The sequence below is a fragment of the Pseudodesulfovibrio sp. genome (assembly GCF_028692895.1).
GTDB lineage: Bacteria > Desulfobacterota > Desulfovibrionia > Desulfovibrionales > Desulfovibrionaceae > Pseudodesulfovibrio.
Genome location: NZ_JAQUWN010000024.1, coordinates 1 through 16023 on the forward strand (window position 1 = coordinate 1; position 16023 = coordinate 16023).

The following is a 16023-nucleotide window of genomic DNA, read 5'->3' on the forward strand; positions in this document are numbered from 1 at the left end:
AAGGCCCCGCCGGGTGTCGTTGGCGGGGCCTTTTCTTCGAAGGGAGCTGCGTGGGGCCTAGTGGGCCTTCTGCCAGGCTTCCCATTCCTGCTTGGTGAGCTTGCCGTCCTTGTTGGTATCGGCTTCTTTCATGATGCGTTCGGCGTTGAGCGGGTAGTAGTGGGTGATTTCGGCGGTGATGACGGCCTTGTCGCCATCGCGGTCGATCTGCATGAAGCCCGCGGTGAAGTGGACGCGCTCCAGCGCGAAGTGGATGCACTTGTAGGTGGCCCCGTCGGTCACGTAGTAGACGGACATGGTCTGCTTGCCGGTCAGTTGGCCGAAGTTGTAGCCCGCGTCGCCGTCGGCGAAGTAGATTTTCCCGTCCTCGGGGGAAAAGACGCCGACGAAGCCTTCCCTGTGGAGGGCGCCCTTGGGGTCGAACCAGAGTTTGTAACCCTTGAGCAGCGGGCCCTGCTGGGCGTCGATAATGAAGGCGGCCTGGCCTTCGATGAAGCCGCTTTCTTTGGCGATGGAGCATTTTCCTTTCCAGGTGCCGCGCAGTTCCGGTGCGTCGACAGCCAGGGCCGGGATGGCCATCAGCAGGGTCAGGGCCAGGGTGATGAACAGGGTGAGTCGTTTCATGAATATCGCTCCTTACTGGTTTTTTTGAGGCAACTATACCGAATGGATGGCCGGACGCCAGTATTAAGTTTCAGACTTGGGCAAATATATGCACAATCGTGTCCCGCGCGCAACGTCGGGGACGGCGGCGGCTTGACGCGCCGGGCCGGGTTACCTAGGATTCCGCGACCTCGAAACCAGGACGGAGCAAGCATTTTGCAGCACATCGACAAGGAAAGGATTCGCACCATTCTGCTGTTGCGCACGGACCGCATCGGCGACATGTTTTGCACCACACCGGCCCTGCGGGCCATTCGCCGGGCCTATCCGGGCGCGCGCATCGACCTGGTGGCCGCGCCGGGCAACGCGGCGGTGGTGCGCGGCAATCCGGACGTCGATTCCGTGTCCGTGTTTCCCTTGAAGCGGCTCTGGGCGTGGCCGTGGCATTTCCTCAAGTACCGGCTGCGTCGCTATGACATGGTGGTGGCCCTCAACGGCCAGTCCCGGACTGCGGCGCGGCTGGCGCGGTTCGTGAAGGCCCCGGTTTGCGTGGGCACCTGGTACCGGGCCACGGCGGGCTATTACAAGGAGACCGTGCGTTGCCGCGAGGGCGAGCACACCATCGAGTTCCTGTTGCGCGTGGCCGAAGAGCTGGGCTGTGCGGACCTGGACCCGGCCATGGTCTTTCCGGTGTCCGACGCGGTGCGCGAGCGCATGGCGGAGCGGTTTCCCCGGCGCGGGGGCAAGCGGCGGGTGGCCATGTTCATCGGCAACGCCAAGAAGGTGGACACGCGCTGGCCCGAGGACCGCTTTGCGGAGCTGGCCCGGCGGCTGGCGGCGCGGGGCGACGTGGAGGTTTACGTGGTGGCGGGTCCGGGCGACGAGGGGCTGCTGCCGCCTTTTGCCTGGGGCGAGGACTGCCTGCGCTATCCCGGCGGCGCGCTGGAGGAGCTGGGCGCGTTCCTCGGGACCTGCGACCTGTTCGTGACCAGCTCGTCGGGGCCCATGCACCTGGCCGCGGCCGTGGACGCGCCCATGGTGGCCATCCTGGCCGACTACACCTACCAGTGCTGGCGGCCGCTCTCGCCGATCCATACCATCGTCCATTCCCATCAGCCCGACGTTCAGGTGGGCGCGGTCACCGTGGACCAGGTCCAGGAAGCGGTGGAGCACCGGCTGGACGTCATCGAGTAGGTTTTCCGCACAAAAAAACGCCGCCCCGAAGGGCGGCGTTCTCGTTTCATTCGATTGCGGGGGGGGCGGCTATTCGTCGCCGTCGCCGTCCGTGCTGTCGCCGAACTCGTCGGCGTCGGGCAGGTCGGCGTCGTCGTCGGCCGGGAGCGGGGCGGCCTCGGGTTCAAGCTCCGCCGGGGGCTCCATGTAGCGGGCGAAGACCAGGAAACCGGTGTGGGCCACCATGCGGTCGTCCGGGCGCAGCCGGTCGGCCACGGGCTTCCAGCGGCGGACCAGGATTTCCAGGACCTCCACCTCGGCGAAGGGTCCGGCCTCCAGCCCGCGCAGCAGGTCGGAAACCTGGTTCACCGTGGGCAGCAGAAAGCCGCACATGGCGCCGGGGATGACCGCAGCCGGGATGGCCCCCAGGTATTCCCACGGGGTCCGGACGTCCAGGAACAGCGCGTCCGCGCCCGAGTGCAGGAAACCGTCCTCGATGTTGCGGTTGACCTGCTCCACGCGGTCGGCCAGGCCGACGCGCTCCAGGTTCTTGCCCGCCAGCTTGTAGAAATCCGCCCGCCGCTCGTAGGTGATGACCTTGCCCGTGTCGCCCACGAACCAGGCCAGGGCCGTGGTCAGCCCGCCCGAGCCCGTGCCGGACTCGATGACCGTGGAGCCGGGGCCGATCCCGAGCTTCATCATCAGGTAGCCGATCTCCTTGGGGTACATGATCTGGGTCTGGCGCTTCACGCCCTTGATGAGGTCGTGCAGCGTGGGCTTGAGGACCAGGTACGACCGGCCCAGGTGCGTGCGCACGTACTGGCCGAAACCGGCCTCGGCCACTTCGTCCATGAGCAGCTTGCCGTCGTGCGTGTGCACCTCGGCGCCCGGCTCGAACTTGCGCAGGTAGCGCTTGCCCTTGTTGCTGATGAGTAAAACGAGCTGTCCGGCTTCGATCATGCCGATCCTCCCAGGTTGAAATCTGAGCCTTCGCTACGGGGGCGGGGCCCGGAAGTCAATGAAAAAGGTCCCGGCGGCCGTGGTCGGCAGAGTTTCATGCGGGGCACGGTGGACCGGATATTGTTGCGGGCAATCGGAATGTGCGATGGCTCCCTTCGGCCATTGCCATTGGACGCGGAGGCTGCGGGATTTTAAGGAGGAGAAAAGCGCCCGAGGACGGGCGCGGGAGGTTGCGATGACCGGCAAGTCGGGATTTTGCTGGCTGGATTTGGTGACGCCCGAGGGCGGGCTGGAGCCTGTGTGCACCGGATGGGTCGGCGAGGTCAAGCTGGCGCTGTGGATCTGGATGTCGGTGCTGGCCGGGATGGGGATTTCGAGCTTGCAGTAGTCCGCAAGGCACAGGCTATCATTGACGCCGACGCCCGGCAGGCCCTACGTTGCGGTAAACCGGCGAAAGGTGGACATGACGGCCCAGCTCAAGCTCGCGGCGGCCCCGGTGGTCCGGTGGTGCCGCACTCCATTCGGGAAACTGACCCTGCTCATCTCGGGCATGCTCGCCTTCGGCACGGGCGGGTACTGGTTTTTCGAGTTTCACCCCGAGGGCGACGCCTCGGATCTGTTCGGCTCCCTGTGGTGGACGGTGGTGACGCTGACCACGGTGGGGTACGGCGACATGGTTCCCTCGACCACGGGCGGCCGGATCATGGGCTTGTTCGTGATGATCTGCGGCATCGGGCTGGTGTCCACCCTGACCGGCAACATGGCCTCCATGCTGGTGGAGCGCAAGGCCAGAAAACGCAAGGGGCTGCTCAAGGTGAACCTGTCGAACCACGTGGTCATCGTGGGCTGGAACGATTTCGGCCCGGAGTTGGTGGGGGCGCTGCGCGACAACGGGGTGCTCGGTGTGAGCGCGTCGCAGTTGGTGCTGGTCAACGGACTGGGGGCCGACGAGCGCGAGTCCGTGGCCTTCCGCCTGGACATGGGCGACCGGCTCCATTTCGTCTGGGGGACCATCACCCAGGAGAGCGTCCTGCAGAAGGCGCGGCCGGACCGGGCCAAGGTGGTCTACCTGCTCTCCCAGCGCGGGACGCTGGCCCCCAAGGACGCGGACCAGGAGACGCTCTACGCCGCCCTGGCCCTGCGCGAGCTCGCGCCCCGGGTGCCGCTCTACGGCGAGGCGGCCCAGCCCGAGAACCGCAAGCACCTGCTGCGGGCCGGGGTCAACGAGATCCTGGTGCGCGGCGAGCTGACCAGCCTGGTCCTCGGGCTGATGGGGGCCAACCCGTCCATGTGGACCTTCCTCCAGGAACTCCTGGGGGTGCGCGGAAGCAACCACCTGCAATTCCACACTCTTTCCGGTGAAGAGCGGCTGCTCGACTGGGGCGGGCTCATGGCCCGGTTCCGCAGCGACGGGCGGCTGCCCCTGGCTCTGTGCCAGTTGAGCAAGCAGCTTTCCCTGGAGGACGTGCTCGATCCGGGCTCGGCCCTGGACCAGTTCATCCTCGAATTGTTCGAGTCCTCGGGCCAGGACACGTCTCTGGGCGACATGGGCCCGCGCGTGCTGGCCAATCCGCCGGACCAGCAGAAGCTCGAAGGGTATGACGCGGTCCTCTACCTCAAGCCGGGAGAGGCGCGATGAACCTGGGCGACGTCGGCTGGGAGTCCATCTCCCTGTTCAAGGATCTGACCCCGGACATGCTGGAGAAGGTGAAACCCCTCTTCGACGTGCGCGGGGTGGAGGCGGGCCGGAACCTGGTGAGCGAGGGCGAGCCGGGCGACGAGATGTTCATCCTGATCCGGGGCCAGGTGCGCATCACCAAGTCCATGCTGCTGGGGGGCATGAACCTGCCCATCATGGAGGCGGGCGACCCGCGCAAGGTCCTGGCCACCCTGGACGAGCGCGACTACCCCATCTTCGGCGAGATCGCTCTGGTTGACCGGGACATCCGCTCGGCCACGGTCCAGGTGCTGAGCGACGCCGAGTTCCTGGTCACGGACCGCGACCGCTTCTTCGCCCTGGTGGAGCGCGAGCCCGGGGTGGGCGCGAGGCTGATCCTGGCCCTGGCCCGGCGCATGGCCCGGACGGTGCGCCACGGCAACGCCGAGCTGGTCAAGGTCTCGACGGCCCTGGCCCTTGCCCTCTCCCGCCACACCCGCTAGCAGGCTGTTCCAAAACGGCGATCTGCTTCGTCGCTGCAAAGGGTTCAAACCCTCGCGTACGGGAAGTACGCTTCGGGCTTGAACCCTTTTTGCTCCTCGCATCTCACCATTTTGGAACAGCCTGCTTCTACGGCGAGGGTTTGGCTTGGACGCGTGGGCGGGCTTGGACGTCGGCTTTGCCTGCGCCCCGCAGGGGTGGGCCTCGCGGGGCTTTCCCCGCGTTGTTTCGCCGCGTCTTGCCGCGCTTAGCGGGGCAGGATGACCGTCACGCCGGTGCTGCCGGGCTGGCTGGCGTCCAGGAGGATGTCGCCGCCGTGGGTGCGGGCGATGAGCCGGGCCGAGTAGGTGCCCAGGCCGGTGCCGGAGTTGCGGCCCGCGGTGACGTATTTCCCGAAGAAGGTGTCGCGGATGGCGTGCGGGACCTCGCCCTGGTTGCGGATGGTGATGGACAGGACCTTGTCCCCGGCCAGGGTGACGGTCACGGTGCCGCCGTCGGGCGAGGCGATGAGCGCGTTGCGCATCAGGTTGCCCAGCAGGGAGCGGAAGAGCGGGGGATCGACCCTGGCCGGGAAACGGTCCTTTTCGATTCCCGCGATCTCGATGCCCAGGCTGACGCCCTTGTCCCGGATCAGGGACAGGGATTCCGCCCGGATTTCCTCCAGCACCGCCAGCACGTCCACGGTTTCGAGCTCCAGCCGGTAGTCGCCCTGCTCCATTTTGTGCAGGCTGAGCGAGCTGTTGATGTGGCGGAGCATGTCCCGGCCCGCCTTTCCCACGATGTCGAGGAGCCGGTCCTGGTCCGGGGTGAGGCCGCCCATGCGCCGGATCTCCTCCGGCAGCCCGATGACCGCGCCGAGCGGGGTCTTGAGGTCGTGGCGGGCCATGCGCTCCACATCCTCGCGCAGGGCTTCGGCCAGCTTGCGGTCGGTGATGTCCCGGCCCACGCCCAGGATGCCGATGACCTGGCCGCCGTCGTTCAGCATGGGGCCCAGCCGGGTCTCCAGCCACAGGGTCGAGCCGTCGGCGCAGAGGAACTCCAGGTCCAGGATGGCGGAGCGCATTCCCTGGTCCGGCTGTTCGCGCAGCCGCTCCGCCGTGTCCAGGAAACGGACGCGGGAGGCGGGCTTGAGGGAGTCGGCCAGGGGGCGGCCCAGGACCTCGGTCCGGCGGACCCCGCGCGCCACCTCGTCGGACGGGCTGGCGAAGGTGTAGCGCAGGTCCGCGTCCAGGCCGAAGATGACGTCCGTGACGTTCTCGGCCAGGAGCCGGTACTGGCGCTCGCGTCGGCGCAGGGCTTCCTCCATGAACTTGCGGTCCGTGATGTCCGTGCCCACGGAGAGGATGCCGGCCAGGCGGCCGGAGGCGTCCAGAACCGGCTCGTGGGTCCAGGCGATCCACACCGCCTCGCCGCTGCGGCGCAGGGTGAGGAACTCCCGGAACGGGATGGCGGACGGGTTTTCCAGCAGCCGGCCCAGGCGGCGGCCCAGGGCCTCGCCCGCCGGGGAGCCGGGCGGGACCAGGGTCCCCACCAGCGGTCGGCCGGTCAGTTCGCCGGGGCCGTAGCCGTAGAAGGTCTCGGCGTATTCGTTGCAATAGGTGATGGCCCCTTCGGCGTTGAGGCGCAGGACGATGCTCCGGGCGTGGGCCATGAGGCGGCGGAACTCGTCGCGTTCGCGCAGCCTGCCCGAGAGCTGGCTGAGGGTGGCGAAGACGAGCCCGGCCACGAGCAGGGCGGCCCCGCCCCCGCCGTAGAGGATGATGGGCCGGTTGGGGGAGAGCCCCCAGCCCCCGGCCGGGACGGCCGCCGCCTGCCACCCCCCGCCCGGCGCCGGCACGGGCAGCAGCACCGGGCGCTGGTCGAAGACGGATTGGGGGCCGAACAGCTCGCTCCGTTCCCCGGCGGCGGGGCTCGGGACCCGCAGGGCGATCCGCAGGTCCGGGAGCGGGTTGGTTAGCCCGGCTTCGCGGAACAGGGTGGGGGCGTCGATGACCAGGAGGGCCAGGCCCCAGTCTCCCCGGCCGCCTTCCAGGAAGACCGGGGCGGCCGCCAGGATGGTCCCGGCGGAGTCCGGGGAGGGCAGGGGCGCGGCCACCCGCAACTGCCGGGTGCGCTGGACCCTCGCCGCCAGGGCGCGGACGGCCTCCCGCCCGTCGGCGGGCAGCTCGCGGTGCATCCAGCGGGCGGACGCTTCGGGCGGAAAGGTGTGGCTGACGACGTTCTTGCGGGCCAGGGCGGCCAGCCGGATGCCGTCCACCCCGGCGGTCAGTCCCTCGGCCAGGGTGGCGAAGGACCGGGCGTCCAGGTCCGGCTTCAGCCGGGCGTAGGTGGTCAGCGCCTTCAGGACGTTCAGCCGGGTGAGCAGGGCGTTCTCCAGCCCGCTCCGGACGGCGGTGAGCCGTCCCAGGGCGGCTAGCCGGGATTTTTGCTCGAAGTTCTGCTGGTCCACGAACAGGCCCGCCACGAGGCCGGCGGCCAGGATCAGGGCCACGGCGAGGGGGACGAGCTGGAACTGCTGCTTGGTCATGGGCGGCGTCCGGTTGCAGGGGAAAAGGATATCGGATGCCAGCTATAGCATGGCGGAAAGAAGAGGGGAATGATAATGCCGCCCGGCGAGGGTCTTGGACGTTCCTGCCGGTCAGTCGGCCATGCCGCCGCACTCCACCTCGTCGATGAACAGGTCCACCAGGTCCGGGTCCAGTGCGGTCCCGGCCAGGGCGCCGAGGATGGACAGGGCCTCCTGGGGCGTCTTGCCGCGCTGGTAGGGGCGGTTGGTGGTCATGGCGTCGAAGCAGTCGGCCACGGAGAGGATGCGCGCGCCCAGCGGAATCTCGTCGCCGCTCAGGCCGCGCGGGTAGCCCCGGCCGTCCATGCGCTCGTGGTGGGCGAAGACGTAGTCCAGGGCCGGGCCCAGGAAGTCGAGGTTGCGCAGGATGTCGTATCCCCACTGGGGGTGGCTGCGGATCTCCAGCAGCATGTCCTTGTTGAGCCGCGTGTCCTCGTTGGAGAAGACGTGGTCGGAGAAGCCGATCTTGCCGATGTCGTGCAGGATGCCCGCGATGCGGATGCGCTCCACCTCGTCCGGGGCCAGGCCCAGTCGGAGGGCCATACGCTCGGCATAGACGCCCACGCGCTCGCCGTGGCCCTCGGTGTAGGCGTCGCGTGCGGCCAGGGCCCCGGCCACGGCCGTGACCGTGTTCAGGGTGTCGGACTTGATCCGCTCGTTGAGTTGCTCCAGGTGGAATTCCCTGGCCTCGATCCTGACCATCATCAGCCCCACGGCCTCGGCCAGCTCCTGGATTTCCGGCGGATAGCCGGGGCCGGTCAGCTCCAGGATTTCGTCGGAATACTTCCCCGCCGCGATCTCCTTGATGATGCGGATCAGCTCCACCCGTCCCTCCAGCCAGGCCACGGGAAGGCTCCTATTTCCAGGTTGCGGCGTGCTCGGCCGCGAACTCGGCGAAGGTCCGGGCGGGCGCGCCGGTCAGGTATTCCACGGCCCCGGTGACGTTGCCCATCATGCCGAGCTTGACCACGCGGGAGAGGCTGACCTCCATGTTGCGCTGCCACTCGGTGTATCCGGCCGCGTCCAGGCCCTCGATGAACGGCTCCTCCTCGATGGCCTCGTAGGCCACGGCGCGCCCCAGGGCGTCGGACAGGCGGGCGGCCGCGTCCGCGCCGGTCAGCCCCTCGGGGCCGGTCAGGGCGTAGAACCGGTTCTCGTGCCCCTCGCTGTCCAGGAGCAGGCGGACCGCGCAGGCGGCCACGTCGCGGGCGTCGAGGTAGCTGACGGGGTGGGACTCCTCGGGCAGGGGAACCCGGCCGGAGCGAACGGCGTCGGCCAGCAGGCCGGTGAATTTCTGCATGGGGGTGTTGGCCCGCAGCACGGTGAAGGGGATGCCGGAGTCCTCCACGAACTGCTCGACCATGCCGAACTCGCGGCCCATCCGCCAGTGGGCGTCGGAGGACGCGTCGTAGCGGCTGGCCAGGACGATGTAGGAAACGCCCGCCTCGCGGGCGGCGGCCACGGCGCGGCTGCCCGCGCGGGCCATGGTCTCGCAAAAGGGCGGGGCCAGGAAGAGGCGGTCGCAGCCCGCCATGGCTGCGGCCATGGAGGCCTGGTCGTCAAAGTCGAAGGCGCGGACCGCCACGCCCGCCGGGGCGTTGGTTCCGTCGGGCCCGGCCGCCACGGCCGCGCCCTGCTTGGCGAGGGCGTCGATGACGGCGTCCCGGACCGGACCGGTGAGCCCGGCCACGAATATCATGCTCATGATGGATCTCCCTGCGTGAAAGCTTGAACGGGGGAACGGTACACGAAATGGCGGGAGAAAGGCAAACGGGAGATGGAGGATATCCCGCCCGAGGCGGCCGGGCAGACGGTTCAAAAACGGCGATCTGCTGCGTCGCTGCAAAGAGTTCAAACCCTCGCGTACAGGGAGTACGCTTCGGCCCTGAACTCTTTTTGCTCCTTGCATCTCACCGTTTTTGAACCGTCTGCCTTATCTTTTTTTGACCAACGGCCTGTTAGGCGTGAATCTTTTTCAGGAGCCAGGCCATGTTGTCTCCCAGGACGTCCATGGTCTGCATGGCCTCTTCGTCGGCCAGGACCTCGCCTTTTTCGCGGCCCACGCCCAGGTTCCAGTAGCGGGAGCCGGGCACGATCATCTGCTCGATGAAGAAGAAGGCGTTCAGCCCGTCAAAGGCCGCCTGGGCCCCGCCGCGACGGTTGACCACGATGGCCGCGCCCACCTTGCGGGCGAACATGGAGCCGTTGACCAGCCCGACCATGCCCGCGCGGTCGATGAGCGCCTTGATCTCGGCGGTGACGTTGGCGAAATAGGTCGGGGAGGCCAGGATGACGGCGTCGGCCTCGTCCATGGCCCTGATGCAGTCGTTGGCGAAGTCGTTGGTCACGGCGCATCGGCGGTCCTTGTTCTCCGCACACTTGTAGCAGGCCATGCATCCGTGCATCTTCTTGCCCGACAGCTCGATCATCTCGGTTTCGATGCCCTCGGCCGTGAGCCGGGCGAAGACGCGCCGGATCATCTCGGCGGTGTTGCCGCCCTTGCGGGCGGAACCGTTGATGGCGACTACTTTCATGGGATTCTCCTAATAGGTGTTGAAGTGCACGCGGTCCTCGCGGAACCGGCTTTCGGACGCAGGGGCCTGGGCGGGCCAGCCCAGCACCGCGAATCCGAGCGGGATCACGGTCTCGGGCAGGCCCAGCAGTTCCCTGAACCCGGCCTCCCGGTCCGCCATGGGGTGGACGCCGGTCCAGACCGCGCCCAGGCCCAGGCCGTGGGCGGCCAGGAGCAGGTTCTCCATGGCGGCGGAGCAGTCCTGCGCCCAATAGCCGGGGTACTTCTCCAGGCCGAGGTCGCCGCAGACAAGGATGCCGAGCGGGGCCCGCGCCGCCATTTTCACGTAGGGGTGGATTTCGGACGCGGCGTCGAGGACCTTGCGGTCGTCGACGACCACGAATTGCCAGGGCTGGGCGTTGCCCGCGCTGGGGGCCATCATGGCCGCCGCAAGCATCTGCCGGACCAGGGCCCTGTCCACGGGCCGGTCTTCGAATTTGCGGATGCTGCGTCTGGTCGTCAGGGCTTGCATGAGTTCCATGGGACCTCCTCGGTCTGCCATTGTTTACGTGCGCCCAGTCTTGTGCTAGAGGTAAAAAAGATCAAGTACGCACTTCAAAGTGGCATAGTTACCAAAAAGAAACCATAGGCGCGCTCCTTGCCTCCGGCCGGCCGGCCCGCTGGCGCGCCCGGAGAGCGGCATGAGCCATCCCTGCTCCCTCAAGGTCTGCGGCGACAAGACCTATTACTGCACCGTGGAGCTGACGCTCCAGGTCATCGGCGGCAAGTGGAAGCCGATCATCCTCTACCGGCTGAGCCGGGACGGGGCCGTGCGCTTCAGCGAGATCAAGCGGTCCATCCCGAACATCACCCAGAAGATGCTCACCCAGCAACTGCGAGAGCTGGAGTCGGACGGCGTGGTGCACCGCGAGGTCTACCCCCAGGTGCCGCCAAAGGTGGAGTATTCCTTGACGGAAATGGGCCGGAGCATCATGCCGGTCATCGACGCCCTGTGCTGCTGGGGCCGGGAGTACGAAGCCTGGGCCGAGACCCGGCGGGAGCGCGCCAGGGCCGTCTGACCACGGACCGCGTCATTATTATTTTTGAATTATCCTTGTATTCCGGCTCGGCGTCCTCCTATTCTTGCGGCAAAGGCCCGACAGGGCGGAAGGGGGCGGTGTGCACGAAACCGGGAACGGCGAGGAAAGGCTTCAGGTCCTGCGGCGGTCCATCCGCGCGCGGCTCGACGTGCTGGAGCGGCAAGGGGTTGCGGAGAGCGGCCCCCTGCGCGAGGTCTTTGGCGACCTGGAGCGCTACCATGACGCCCTGGCCGCGTCGGAGCCCGCCCGAAACGGGGGCGGCGTCGGCCTGGGAGCCGTGCTGGAGGCCGCGCGCGACGTGGCCTTCCTGGTGATCGAGGTGGAATCCGGCCGGATCGTCGAGTTCAGCGCCGGGGCCGAGCACATCTTCGGCTGCCCGAGGGCCGAGGTCGTGGGCCGGGGCGTGGAGCTGTTCTGCGCCGACGAGGAGACCGTCCGGGCCGTGAGCCGGCCCAGGCTGCCGGAGGGCGGGGCGAGGGCCCAGGGCCATATGCGCCGCCGTTCGGGCGACGTCTTTCCGGCCCGCCACGCCATGTATCCCCTGGTCAGCTTTCGGGGCGGGCCGCCCGCCCGCCTGCTCATCGTGGCCGACGAGTCCCGCCAGGAGATGGCGGGCCGCCACCTGGCCGAGGCTCACGAGCGCTACAAGGCCCTGGCCCTGGCCACGCCCGTCTCCATCATCACCTTCGACGCCGAAGGCACGGTCGATTTCGTCAACGACTGGCACCTGCGGATGCTCGACAAGGGCGGCACCTCGCCCGAGTTCTACCTGGGCAAGAAGGTCTACGAGCTGCCGGGCCTGGTCCGGGCCGGGGTGGCCGACCGCCTCCGCCCGGTGCTCCAGGGCCGGACCATATCCCTGGAAGACGTGCACATCCCGCCCTTCGGCTCCCGCGAGGAGGCGTGGCAGAACATCCGCGTCGCCCCGCTCCTGGTCCGGGGCGAGGTGCGCGGCGGCATCCTCATCAGCGAGGACGTCACCCGGCGCAAGCAGACCGAGCGCGACTTCAAGCTGCTCATCGACAGCTCTCCCATCGCCCTGCTCAAGGTCGAGGACACCGACGCGGGCCGCATCATCCGCTCCCTCAACCCCGAGGCCGTGACCATGCTCGGCCGGGGCGCGCTGAACAAGCCGGTGGAGGACTTCATCGCCGAGGTGGAGGGCGGCGAGACCCTGGAGGGCATGCAGGGCGAGCCCTGCGAGGTGCTGACCGCGCACGGCCCGCGCCGGGCCATCCGCACCGCCCACGAGACCAGCACCTCCATCCGGGTCGTGGCCCTGGTGGACGTCAGCGAGCTGCTCCGCGCCAAGGAGATGGCCGAGGGCGCCAGCCGCGCCAAGTCCGACTTTCTGGCCAACATCAGCCACGAGATCCGCACCCCGCTCAACGTCCTGCTCGGCATGCTCCAGATCTTCGAGGAGGAGGGCCTGGACGAGGAGGCCCGCGAGATGCTCGCCCACGCCCTGGGCGCGGCCAAGAGCCTGCTCGCCCTGCTCAACGACATCCTCGACTTCTCCGTGGTGGAGGCCCATGCCTTGGCGCTGGACGAGCACGAGTTCAACCCCTGGGAGCTGGTGGAGCTGGTGGCCAAGCCCTACGAGGCCGAGGCCGTGGGCAAGGGCGTGGCGTTCACCTGGCAGGTGGACGACTCCGTGCCCGCCCTGGTCTTCGGCGACGCCCGGCGGCTGCGCCAGGTCCTCTTCCACCTGGTGGGCAACGCCGTGAAGTTCACGGACGAGGGCGAGGTTTCCGTGCAGGTCGAATACCTGGGCAGAGGCGCGGTGGGCGAGGAGCCCCGGCTGCTGGTCCAGGTCTCGGACACGGGCATCGGCATCAGCCAGGAGCAGATGCGCCACATCTTCCTGCCCTTCCGCCAGGGCGACGGCTCGCGCACCCGGCGGCACGGCGGCACGGGCATCGGCCTGACGCTGGCCCACGAGTTCGTCACGGCCATGGGCGGCTCGCTCGGGGCCTATTCCGAACCCGGCGTGGGCACCGAGGTCTTCTTCTTCATTCCGCTGGCCGAGACATAACACTCGCGCTTTTGCGCCGGGGAAAGTTGTGCTAGGGGAGGACATGCGACGAAGCCTGCGCGACCGCCTGCCCAAGATCATCCGCCAGCCCGTGCCCCCCGCCGGGTTCCGGGAGGAGTTCCGGCGCGAGGTCACGTTCTCCAACTCCCGCAGGCTCAAGCCCATCACCTGGCTGCTCCTTTCCGGCCTGGCCTTTTTCATGGTGGCCGACTACGTGACCATCCGCCGCTCCGGCCTGCCCGAGGCGCGGGAGATGTGGATAGTCATTCTCGGCCTGCGCATCTTCGCCATGGCCGCCTGCGCCGGGTTCCTCCGCCTCTTCGGCCCCATGCGCTCCGTGGACGACGTCCGCCCCCGCCATCACTGGGTCTGGCAGGCCTACATCTATTTCTTCCTGGCCTATACCGCGCTCATCGTTGGCTACATGTTCCCGGTCAAGGAGAGCATCGGGCCCATCTACATCTTCCTGCTCGGCCCCTCGGCCTTCATCGCCATGACCACCGGGCAGGTCACCCTGCTCCTGGCCATCGGCCTGACCACCGTGGCCGGGGCGCTCCACGCCTTCGTGCCCGGCGCGGCCACGGCCCGCTTCCACCTCATCAACGCCTTCATCATCTCCTGGGTCTCCTTCGTGGTCGCCCATGTCACCTACCGCGCCACCTACCGAGACTTCATGAACAGGAAGGTCATCGAGCGCAAGAACCGGGAGCTCGAGGAGGCCCGCGCCGCGGCCGAGCAGGCCAGCCAGGCCAAGTCCGACTTCCTGGCCGCCATCAGCCACGAGATCCGCACGCCCATGAACGCCATCCTGGGCATGACCGAGGTCGCCCTGCACTCCCCGCTCTCCGGCGAACAGCGCGACTGCATCGAAACCGCGCGCGAGTCCGGCCTGCACCTCCTCGACGTCATCAACGACATCCTCGACTTCTCCAGCATCGAGGCGCGCAAGCTCCGCCTGGCCGCCAGCCACTTCGACCTGCCCGCCGTGATCCACTCGGCCATGAAGACCGTCCGCCTCCAGGCCCGGCGGAAAGGCGTGGAGCTGGACATGGAGATCATGGCCGGAACCCCGCGCTTCCTTTTCGGCGACCCCGGCCGCCTGCGCCAGGTGCTCATCAACCTGCTCGGCAACGCCGCCAAGTTCACGGACCGGGGGGACATCCGCGTCACCGTCGGCCCCTGGCGCGACGCGCCCGCCGATCCCGACCGCCCCCTGGCCCTCGCCTTTTCGGTCCGGGACACCGGCCCCGGCGTGGACATGGCCCTGGCCGACACCCTCTTCGAACCCTTCACCCAGGGCGACAACTCGGCCTCGCGCTCCTACGGCGGCTCCGGCCTGGGGCTGGCCATCTGCAAGAACCTCGTCTCGCTCATGGGCGGGGCCATCCGCGTGGACTCACGGCCCGGCAAGGGCAGCGAGTTCTCCTTCACCGCCCGCTTCGCCGAGAGCGGCCCGGCCCGGGCGGGGGGGGCCGGGACCCCGGCCGCCGCACCGGCCGAAGCCCTGTCCGTCGCCCCGGCGCGCGTGCTGCTCGTGGACGACAACCCCCTCAACGTCAAGGTGGAGAAGATTCTCCTGGACCGCATGGGCATGACCACCACCGTGGCCGGGAGCGGGGCCGAGGCCCTCCTCCTGCTTGCGGAACAGGAGTTCGACGTCGTGCTGCTCGACCTGGAGATGCCCGGCATGGACGGCCACGAGACCGCCCGGCGCATCCGCAGCGGCGAGGGCGGGGGACGGCCCGTCCGCCAGCCCGGCGTTCCCATCCTGGCCGTCACGGCCCACGCCCTGGCCGAGGTGCGCCAGCGCTGCGAACGCGGGCGGATGGACGGATTCCTGACCAAGCCGGCCGGGTTCGGCGAACTCGCCGCCGCCCTCCGCCTCATCGTGGGCGGCCGGTGCGCCGGAGAGCGCCCCGCCCCGCCCCCCGAGCCGGAGGCCGCCGCCGTCCTGGACATGGACGCGGCCGCGCGGACCCTGGGCGTGTCCCGGGCCGAGGTGCTCCACCTCCTGCCGGGCGCCATGGCCGAGATCGGCCACAAGCTCGCCCTGGCCGAACAGGGCATGGCGGGCGGTCTGCTGCGCGAGGTCACCCTTCAGGCCCATACCCTCAAGAGCGTCGCCGCCACCGTGGGCGCCGAGGCCACCCGGCAGGCCGCCATCAGGCTCGAAAACGCCGCGAGAAAGGAAGATTCCGCCCGGAGCGGGGAAAGACTGGATCAGTTGCGGCGCGAAGTGCGCCGACTGGAGGAAGCGGCCGGAAAACCCTGAGGTCTCCCGGCCGCCCGAAAGCTACAGCGCCGCGGCCGCCTTCTCCACCGCGTCCTTGAAACCCGCGCGGGCCTCCCGGATGCGTCCGGCCAGCTCCTCGTCGTGCAGCGCCAGTATCTGCGCCGCCAGCCAGGCCGCGTTGCGCGCGCCCACCTTGTCCAGCGCCAGGGTGCCCACCGGGAATCCCGGAGGCATCTGCACCGTGGAGAGCAGCGCGTCCATGCCGCCCAGGGGCGACCCGGTCAGCGGCACGCCCAGCACCGGACGGACCGTCTTGGCCGCCACCGCGCCGGCCAGGTGCGCCGCCAGCCCGGCCGCGCAGATGAACACCTGGCAGCCGTCGGCCTCGTACTCGGCCACCAGCTTCGCCGTCCGCTCCGGCGTGCGGTGCGCGCTCGAGATCGTGAACACATGTTCCACGCCCAGGTCGTTCAGCAGGTTCGAACACTCGCGCATCGTCCCCTCGTCCGACGCGGACCCCATGAAAATAACCACCCTCGGCATACGCGCTCCTTTTTTGCCTCCGGCGGCCGGGGAATGGCCAGCCGGAATGTCTCTCCGAAATCCCTGTGGACAAGGTGAAGTGTCGAAGAAAACGGGGAAGTTTTCAAGTGCGGATTTGGGGCGGGAGGATTCCGTTTCCG

General features: G+C 68.6%; 15 protein-coding genes. 7 read left to right on the top strand and 8 right to left on the bottom strand.

What is annotated here, in order from left to right:
* Positions 1-57 precede the first annotated feature (57 nt).
* Entirely contained in the window at positions 58-624 is a 567-nt protein-coding gene (locus tag PHP91_RS07955) for a calcium-binding protein (RefSeq protein WP_300139350.1), read from the bottom strand.
* A gap of 195 nt (positions 625-819) precedes the next feature.
* Between PHP91_RS07955 and PHP91_RS07960 the strand changes: the two genes are divergently transcribed.
* The gene (locus PHP91_RS07960) at positions 820-1797 is read left to right on the top strand and encodes a glycosyltransferase family 9 protein (RefSeq protein WP_300139352.1); all 978 of its coding nucleotides are present in this window, start codon (positions 820-822) and stop codon (positions 1795-1797) included.
* A gap of 69 nt (positions 1798-1866) precedes the next feature.
* On the opposite strand, the gene PHP91_RS07965 is transcribed toward PHP91_RS07960, so the two are convergent.
* Positions 1867-2736, bottom strand: coding sequence for a tRNA (adenine-N1)-methyltransferase (locus tag PHP91_RS07965; protein ID WP_300139354.1), 870 nt, complete (start codon positions 2734-2736; stop codon positions 1867-1869).
* A 235-nt stretch (positions 2737-2971) separates the two neighbouring features.
* Between PHP91_RS07965 and PHP91_RS07970 the strand changes: the two genes are divergently transcribed.
* The 3 genes from PHP91_RS07970 (at position 2972) to PHP91_RS07980 (ending at position 4896) form a co-directional block, all read left to right on the top strand.
* The gene (locus PHP91_RS07970; protein ID WP_300139356.1) at positions 2972-3124 is read left to right on the top strand and encodes a hypothetical protein; all 153 of its coding nucleotides are present in this window, start codon (positions 2972-2974) and stop codon (positions 3122-3124) included.
* Positions 3125-3199: 75 nt separating this feature from the next.
* The gene (locus tag PHP91_RS07975) at positions 3200-4375 is read left to right on the top strand and encodes a potassium channel family protein (RefSeq protein ID WP_300139358.1); all 1176 of its coding nucleotides are present in this window, start codon (positions 3200-3202) and stop codon (positions 4373-4375) included.
* On the top strand, positions 4372-4896 hold the full coding sequence (locus PHP91_RS07980) for a cyclic nucleotide-binding domain-containing protein (RefSeq protein ID WP_300139360.1): 525 nt from the start codon (positions 4372-4374) through the stop codon (positions 4894-4896). The genes PHP91_RS07975 and PHP91_RS07980 overlap by 4 nt, the downstream gene beginning before the upstream one ends.
* Positions 4897-5141: 245 nt before the next feature.
* Here PHP91_RS07980 and PHP91_RS07985 read toward each other — a convergent pair whose 3' ends face one another.
* The 5 genes from PHP91_RS07985 to PHP91_RS08005 form a co-directional block, all read right to left on the bottom strand.
* Entirely contained in the window at positions 5142-7421 is a 2280-nt protein-coding gene (locus PHP91_RS07985) for a PAS domain S-box protein (RefSeq protein WP_300139362.1), read from the bottom strand.
* Between the two features lie 111 nt (positions 7422-7532).
* Complete coding sequence (locus tag PHP91_RS07990) at positions 7533-8306, bottom strand: HD-GYP domain-containing protein (protein WP_300139364.1); 774 nt, start codon at positions 8304-8306, stop codon at positions 7533-7535.
* A 10-nt stretch (positions 8307-8316) separates the two neighbouring features.
* Positions 8317-9165, bottom strand: a complete 849-nt coding sequence (locus tag PHP91_RS07995; protein WP_300139366.1) for an NmrA family NAD(P)-binding protein — start codon at positions 9163-9165, stop codon at positions 8317-8319.
* Positions 9166-9418: 253 nt separating this feature from the next.
* Positions 9419-9994: a flavodoxin family protein gene (locus PHP91_RS08000; RefSeq protein ID WP_300139368.1), complete on the bottom strand. Its 576-nt coding sequence runs from the start codon at positions 9992-9994 to the stop codon at positions 9419-9421.
* 9 nt (positions 9995-10003) lie between these two features.
* A complete protein-coding gene (locus PHP91_RS08005; RefSeq protein ID WP_300139370.1) occupies positions 10004-10513 on the bottom strand; it encodes a nitroreductase family protein in 510 nt (169 codons plus the stop codon).
* 160 nt (positions 10514-10673) lie between these two features.
* Here PHP91_RS08005 and PHP91_RS08010 point away from each other — a divergent pair, with 160 nt between their 5' ends.
* The 3 genes from PHP91_RS08010 (at position 10674) to PHP91_RS08020 (ending at position 15379) form a co-directional block, all read left to right on the top strand.
* Entirely contained in the window at positions 10674-11051 is a 378-nt protein-coding gene (locus PHP91_RS08010; protein WP_300139372.1) for a helix-turn-helix domain-containing protein, read from the top strand.
* A 100-nt stretch (positions 11052-11151) separates the two neighbouring features.
* Positions 11152-13107, top strand: coding sequence for an ATP-binding protein (locus PHP91_RS08015; RefSeq protein ID WP_300139374.1), 1956 nt, complete (start codon positions 11152-11154; stop codon positions 13105-13107).
* Positions 13108-13150: 43 nt separating this feature from the next.
* A complete protein-coding gene (locus tag PHP91_RS08020; protein ID WP_300139376.1) occupies positions 13151-15379 on the top strand; it encodes an ATP-binding protein in 2229 nt (742 codons plus the stop codon).
* A 21-nt stretch (positions 15380-15400) separates the two neighbouring features.
* On the opposite strand, the gene purE is transcribed toward PHP91_RS08020, so the two are convergent.
* The gene (purE, locus tag PHP91_RS08025; RefSeq protein ID WP_300139378.1) at positions 15401-15883 is read right to left on the bottom strand and encodes a 5-(carboxyamino)imidazole ribonucleotide mutase; all 483 of its coding nucleotides are present in this window, start codon (positions 15881-15883) and stop codon (positions 15401-15403) included.
* Between the last annotated feature and the right edge of the window lie 140 nt (positions 15884-16023).

What these genes read in the sequence shown, in the direction of transcription:
- PHP91_RS07975 (WP_300139358.1), top strand. Translation starts at nt 3,200, where the DNA reads ATGACGGCCCAGCTCAAGCTCGCGGCGGCCCCGGTGGTCCGGTGGTGC.
- PHP91_RS07985 (WP_300139362.1), bottom strand. Translation starts at nt 7,421, where the DNA reads ATGACCAAGCAGCAGTTCCAGCTCGTCCCCCTCGCCGTGGCCCTGATC.
- PHP91_RS08020 (WP_300139376.1), top strand. Translation starts at nt 13,151, where the DNA reads ATGCGACGAAGCCTGCGCGACCGCCTGCCCAAGATCATCCGCCAGCCC.
- purE (WP_300139378.1), bottom strand. Translation starts at nt 15,883, where the DNA reads ATGCCGAGGGTGGTTATTTTCATGGGGTCCGCGTCGGACGAGGGGACG.
- PHP91_RS07995 (WP_300139366.1), bottom strand. Translation starts at nt 9,165, where the DNA reads ATGAGCATGATATTCGTGGCCGGGCTCACCGGTCCGGTCCGGGACGCC.
- PHP91_RS07970 (WP_300139356.1), top strand. Translation starts at nt 2,972, where the DNA reads ATGACCGGCAAGTCGGGATTTTGCTGGCTGGATTTGGTGACGCCCGAG.
- PHP91_RS07980 (WP_300139360.1), top strand. Translation starts at nt 4,372, where the DNA reads ATGAACCTGGGCGACGTCGGCTGGGAGTCCATCTCCCTGTTCAAGGAT.
- PHP91_RS08000 (WP_300139368.1), bottom strand. Translation starts at nt 9,994, where the DNA reads ATGAAAGTAGTCGCCATCAACGGTTCCGCCCGCAAGGGCGGCAACACC.
- PHP91_RS07965 (WP_300139354.1), bottom strand. Translation starts at nt 2,736, where the DNA reads ATGATCGAAGCCGGACAGCTCGTTTTACTCATCAGCAACAAGGGCAAG.
- PHP91_RS08010 (WP_300139372.1), top strand. Translation starts at nt 10,674, where the DNA reads ATGAGCCATCCCTGCTCCCTCAAGGTCTGCGGCGACAAGACCTATTAC.
- PHP91_RS07955 (WP_300139350.1), bottom strand. Translation starts at nt 624, where the DNA reads ATGAAACGACTCACCCTGTTCATCACCCTGGCCCTGACCCTGCTGATG.
- PHP91_RS08005 (WP_300139370.1), bottom strand. Translation starts at nt 10,513, where the DNA reads ATGGAACTCATGCAAGCCCTGACGACCAGACGCAGCATCCGCAAATTC.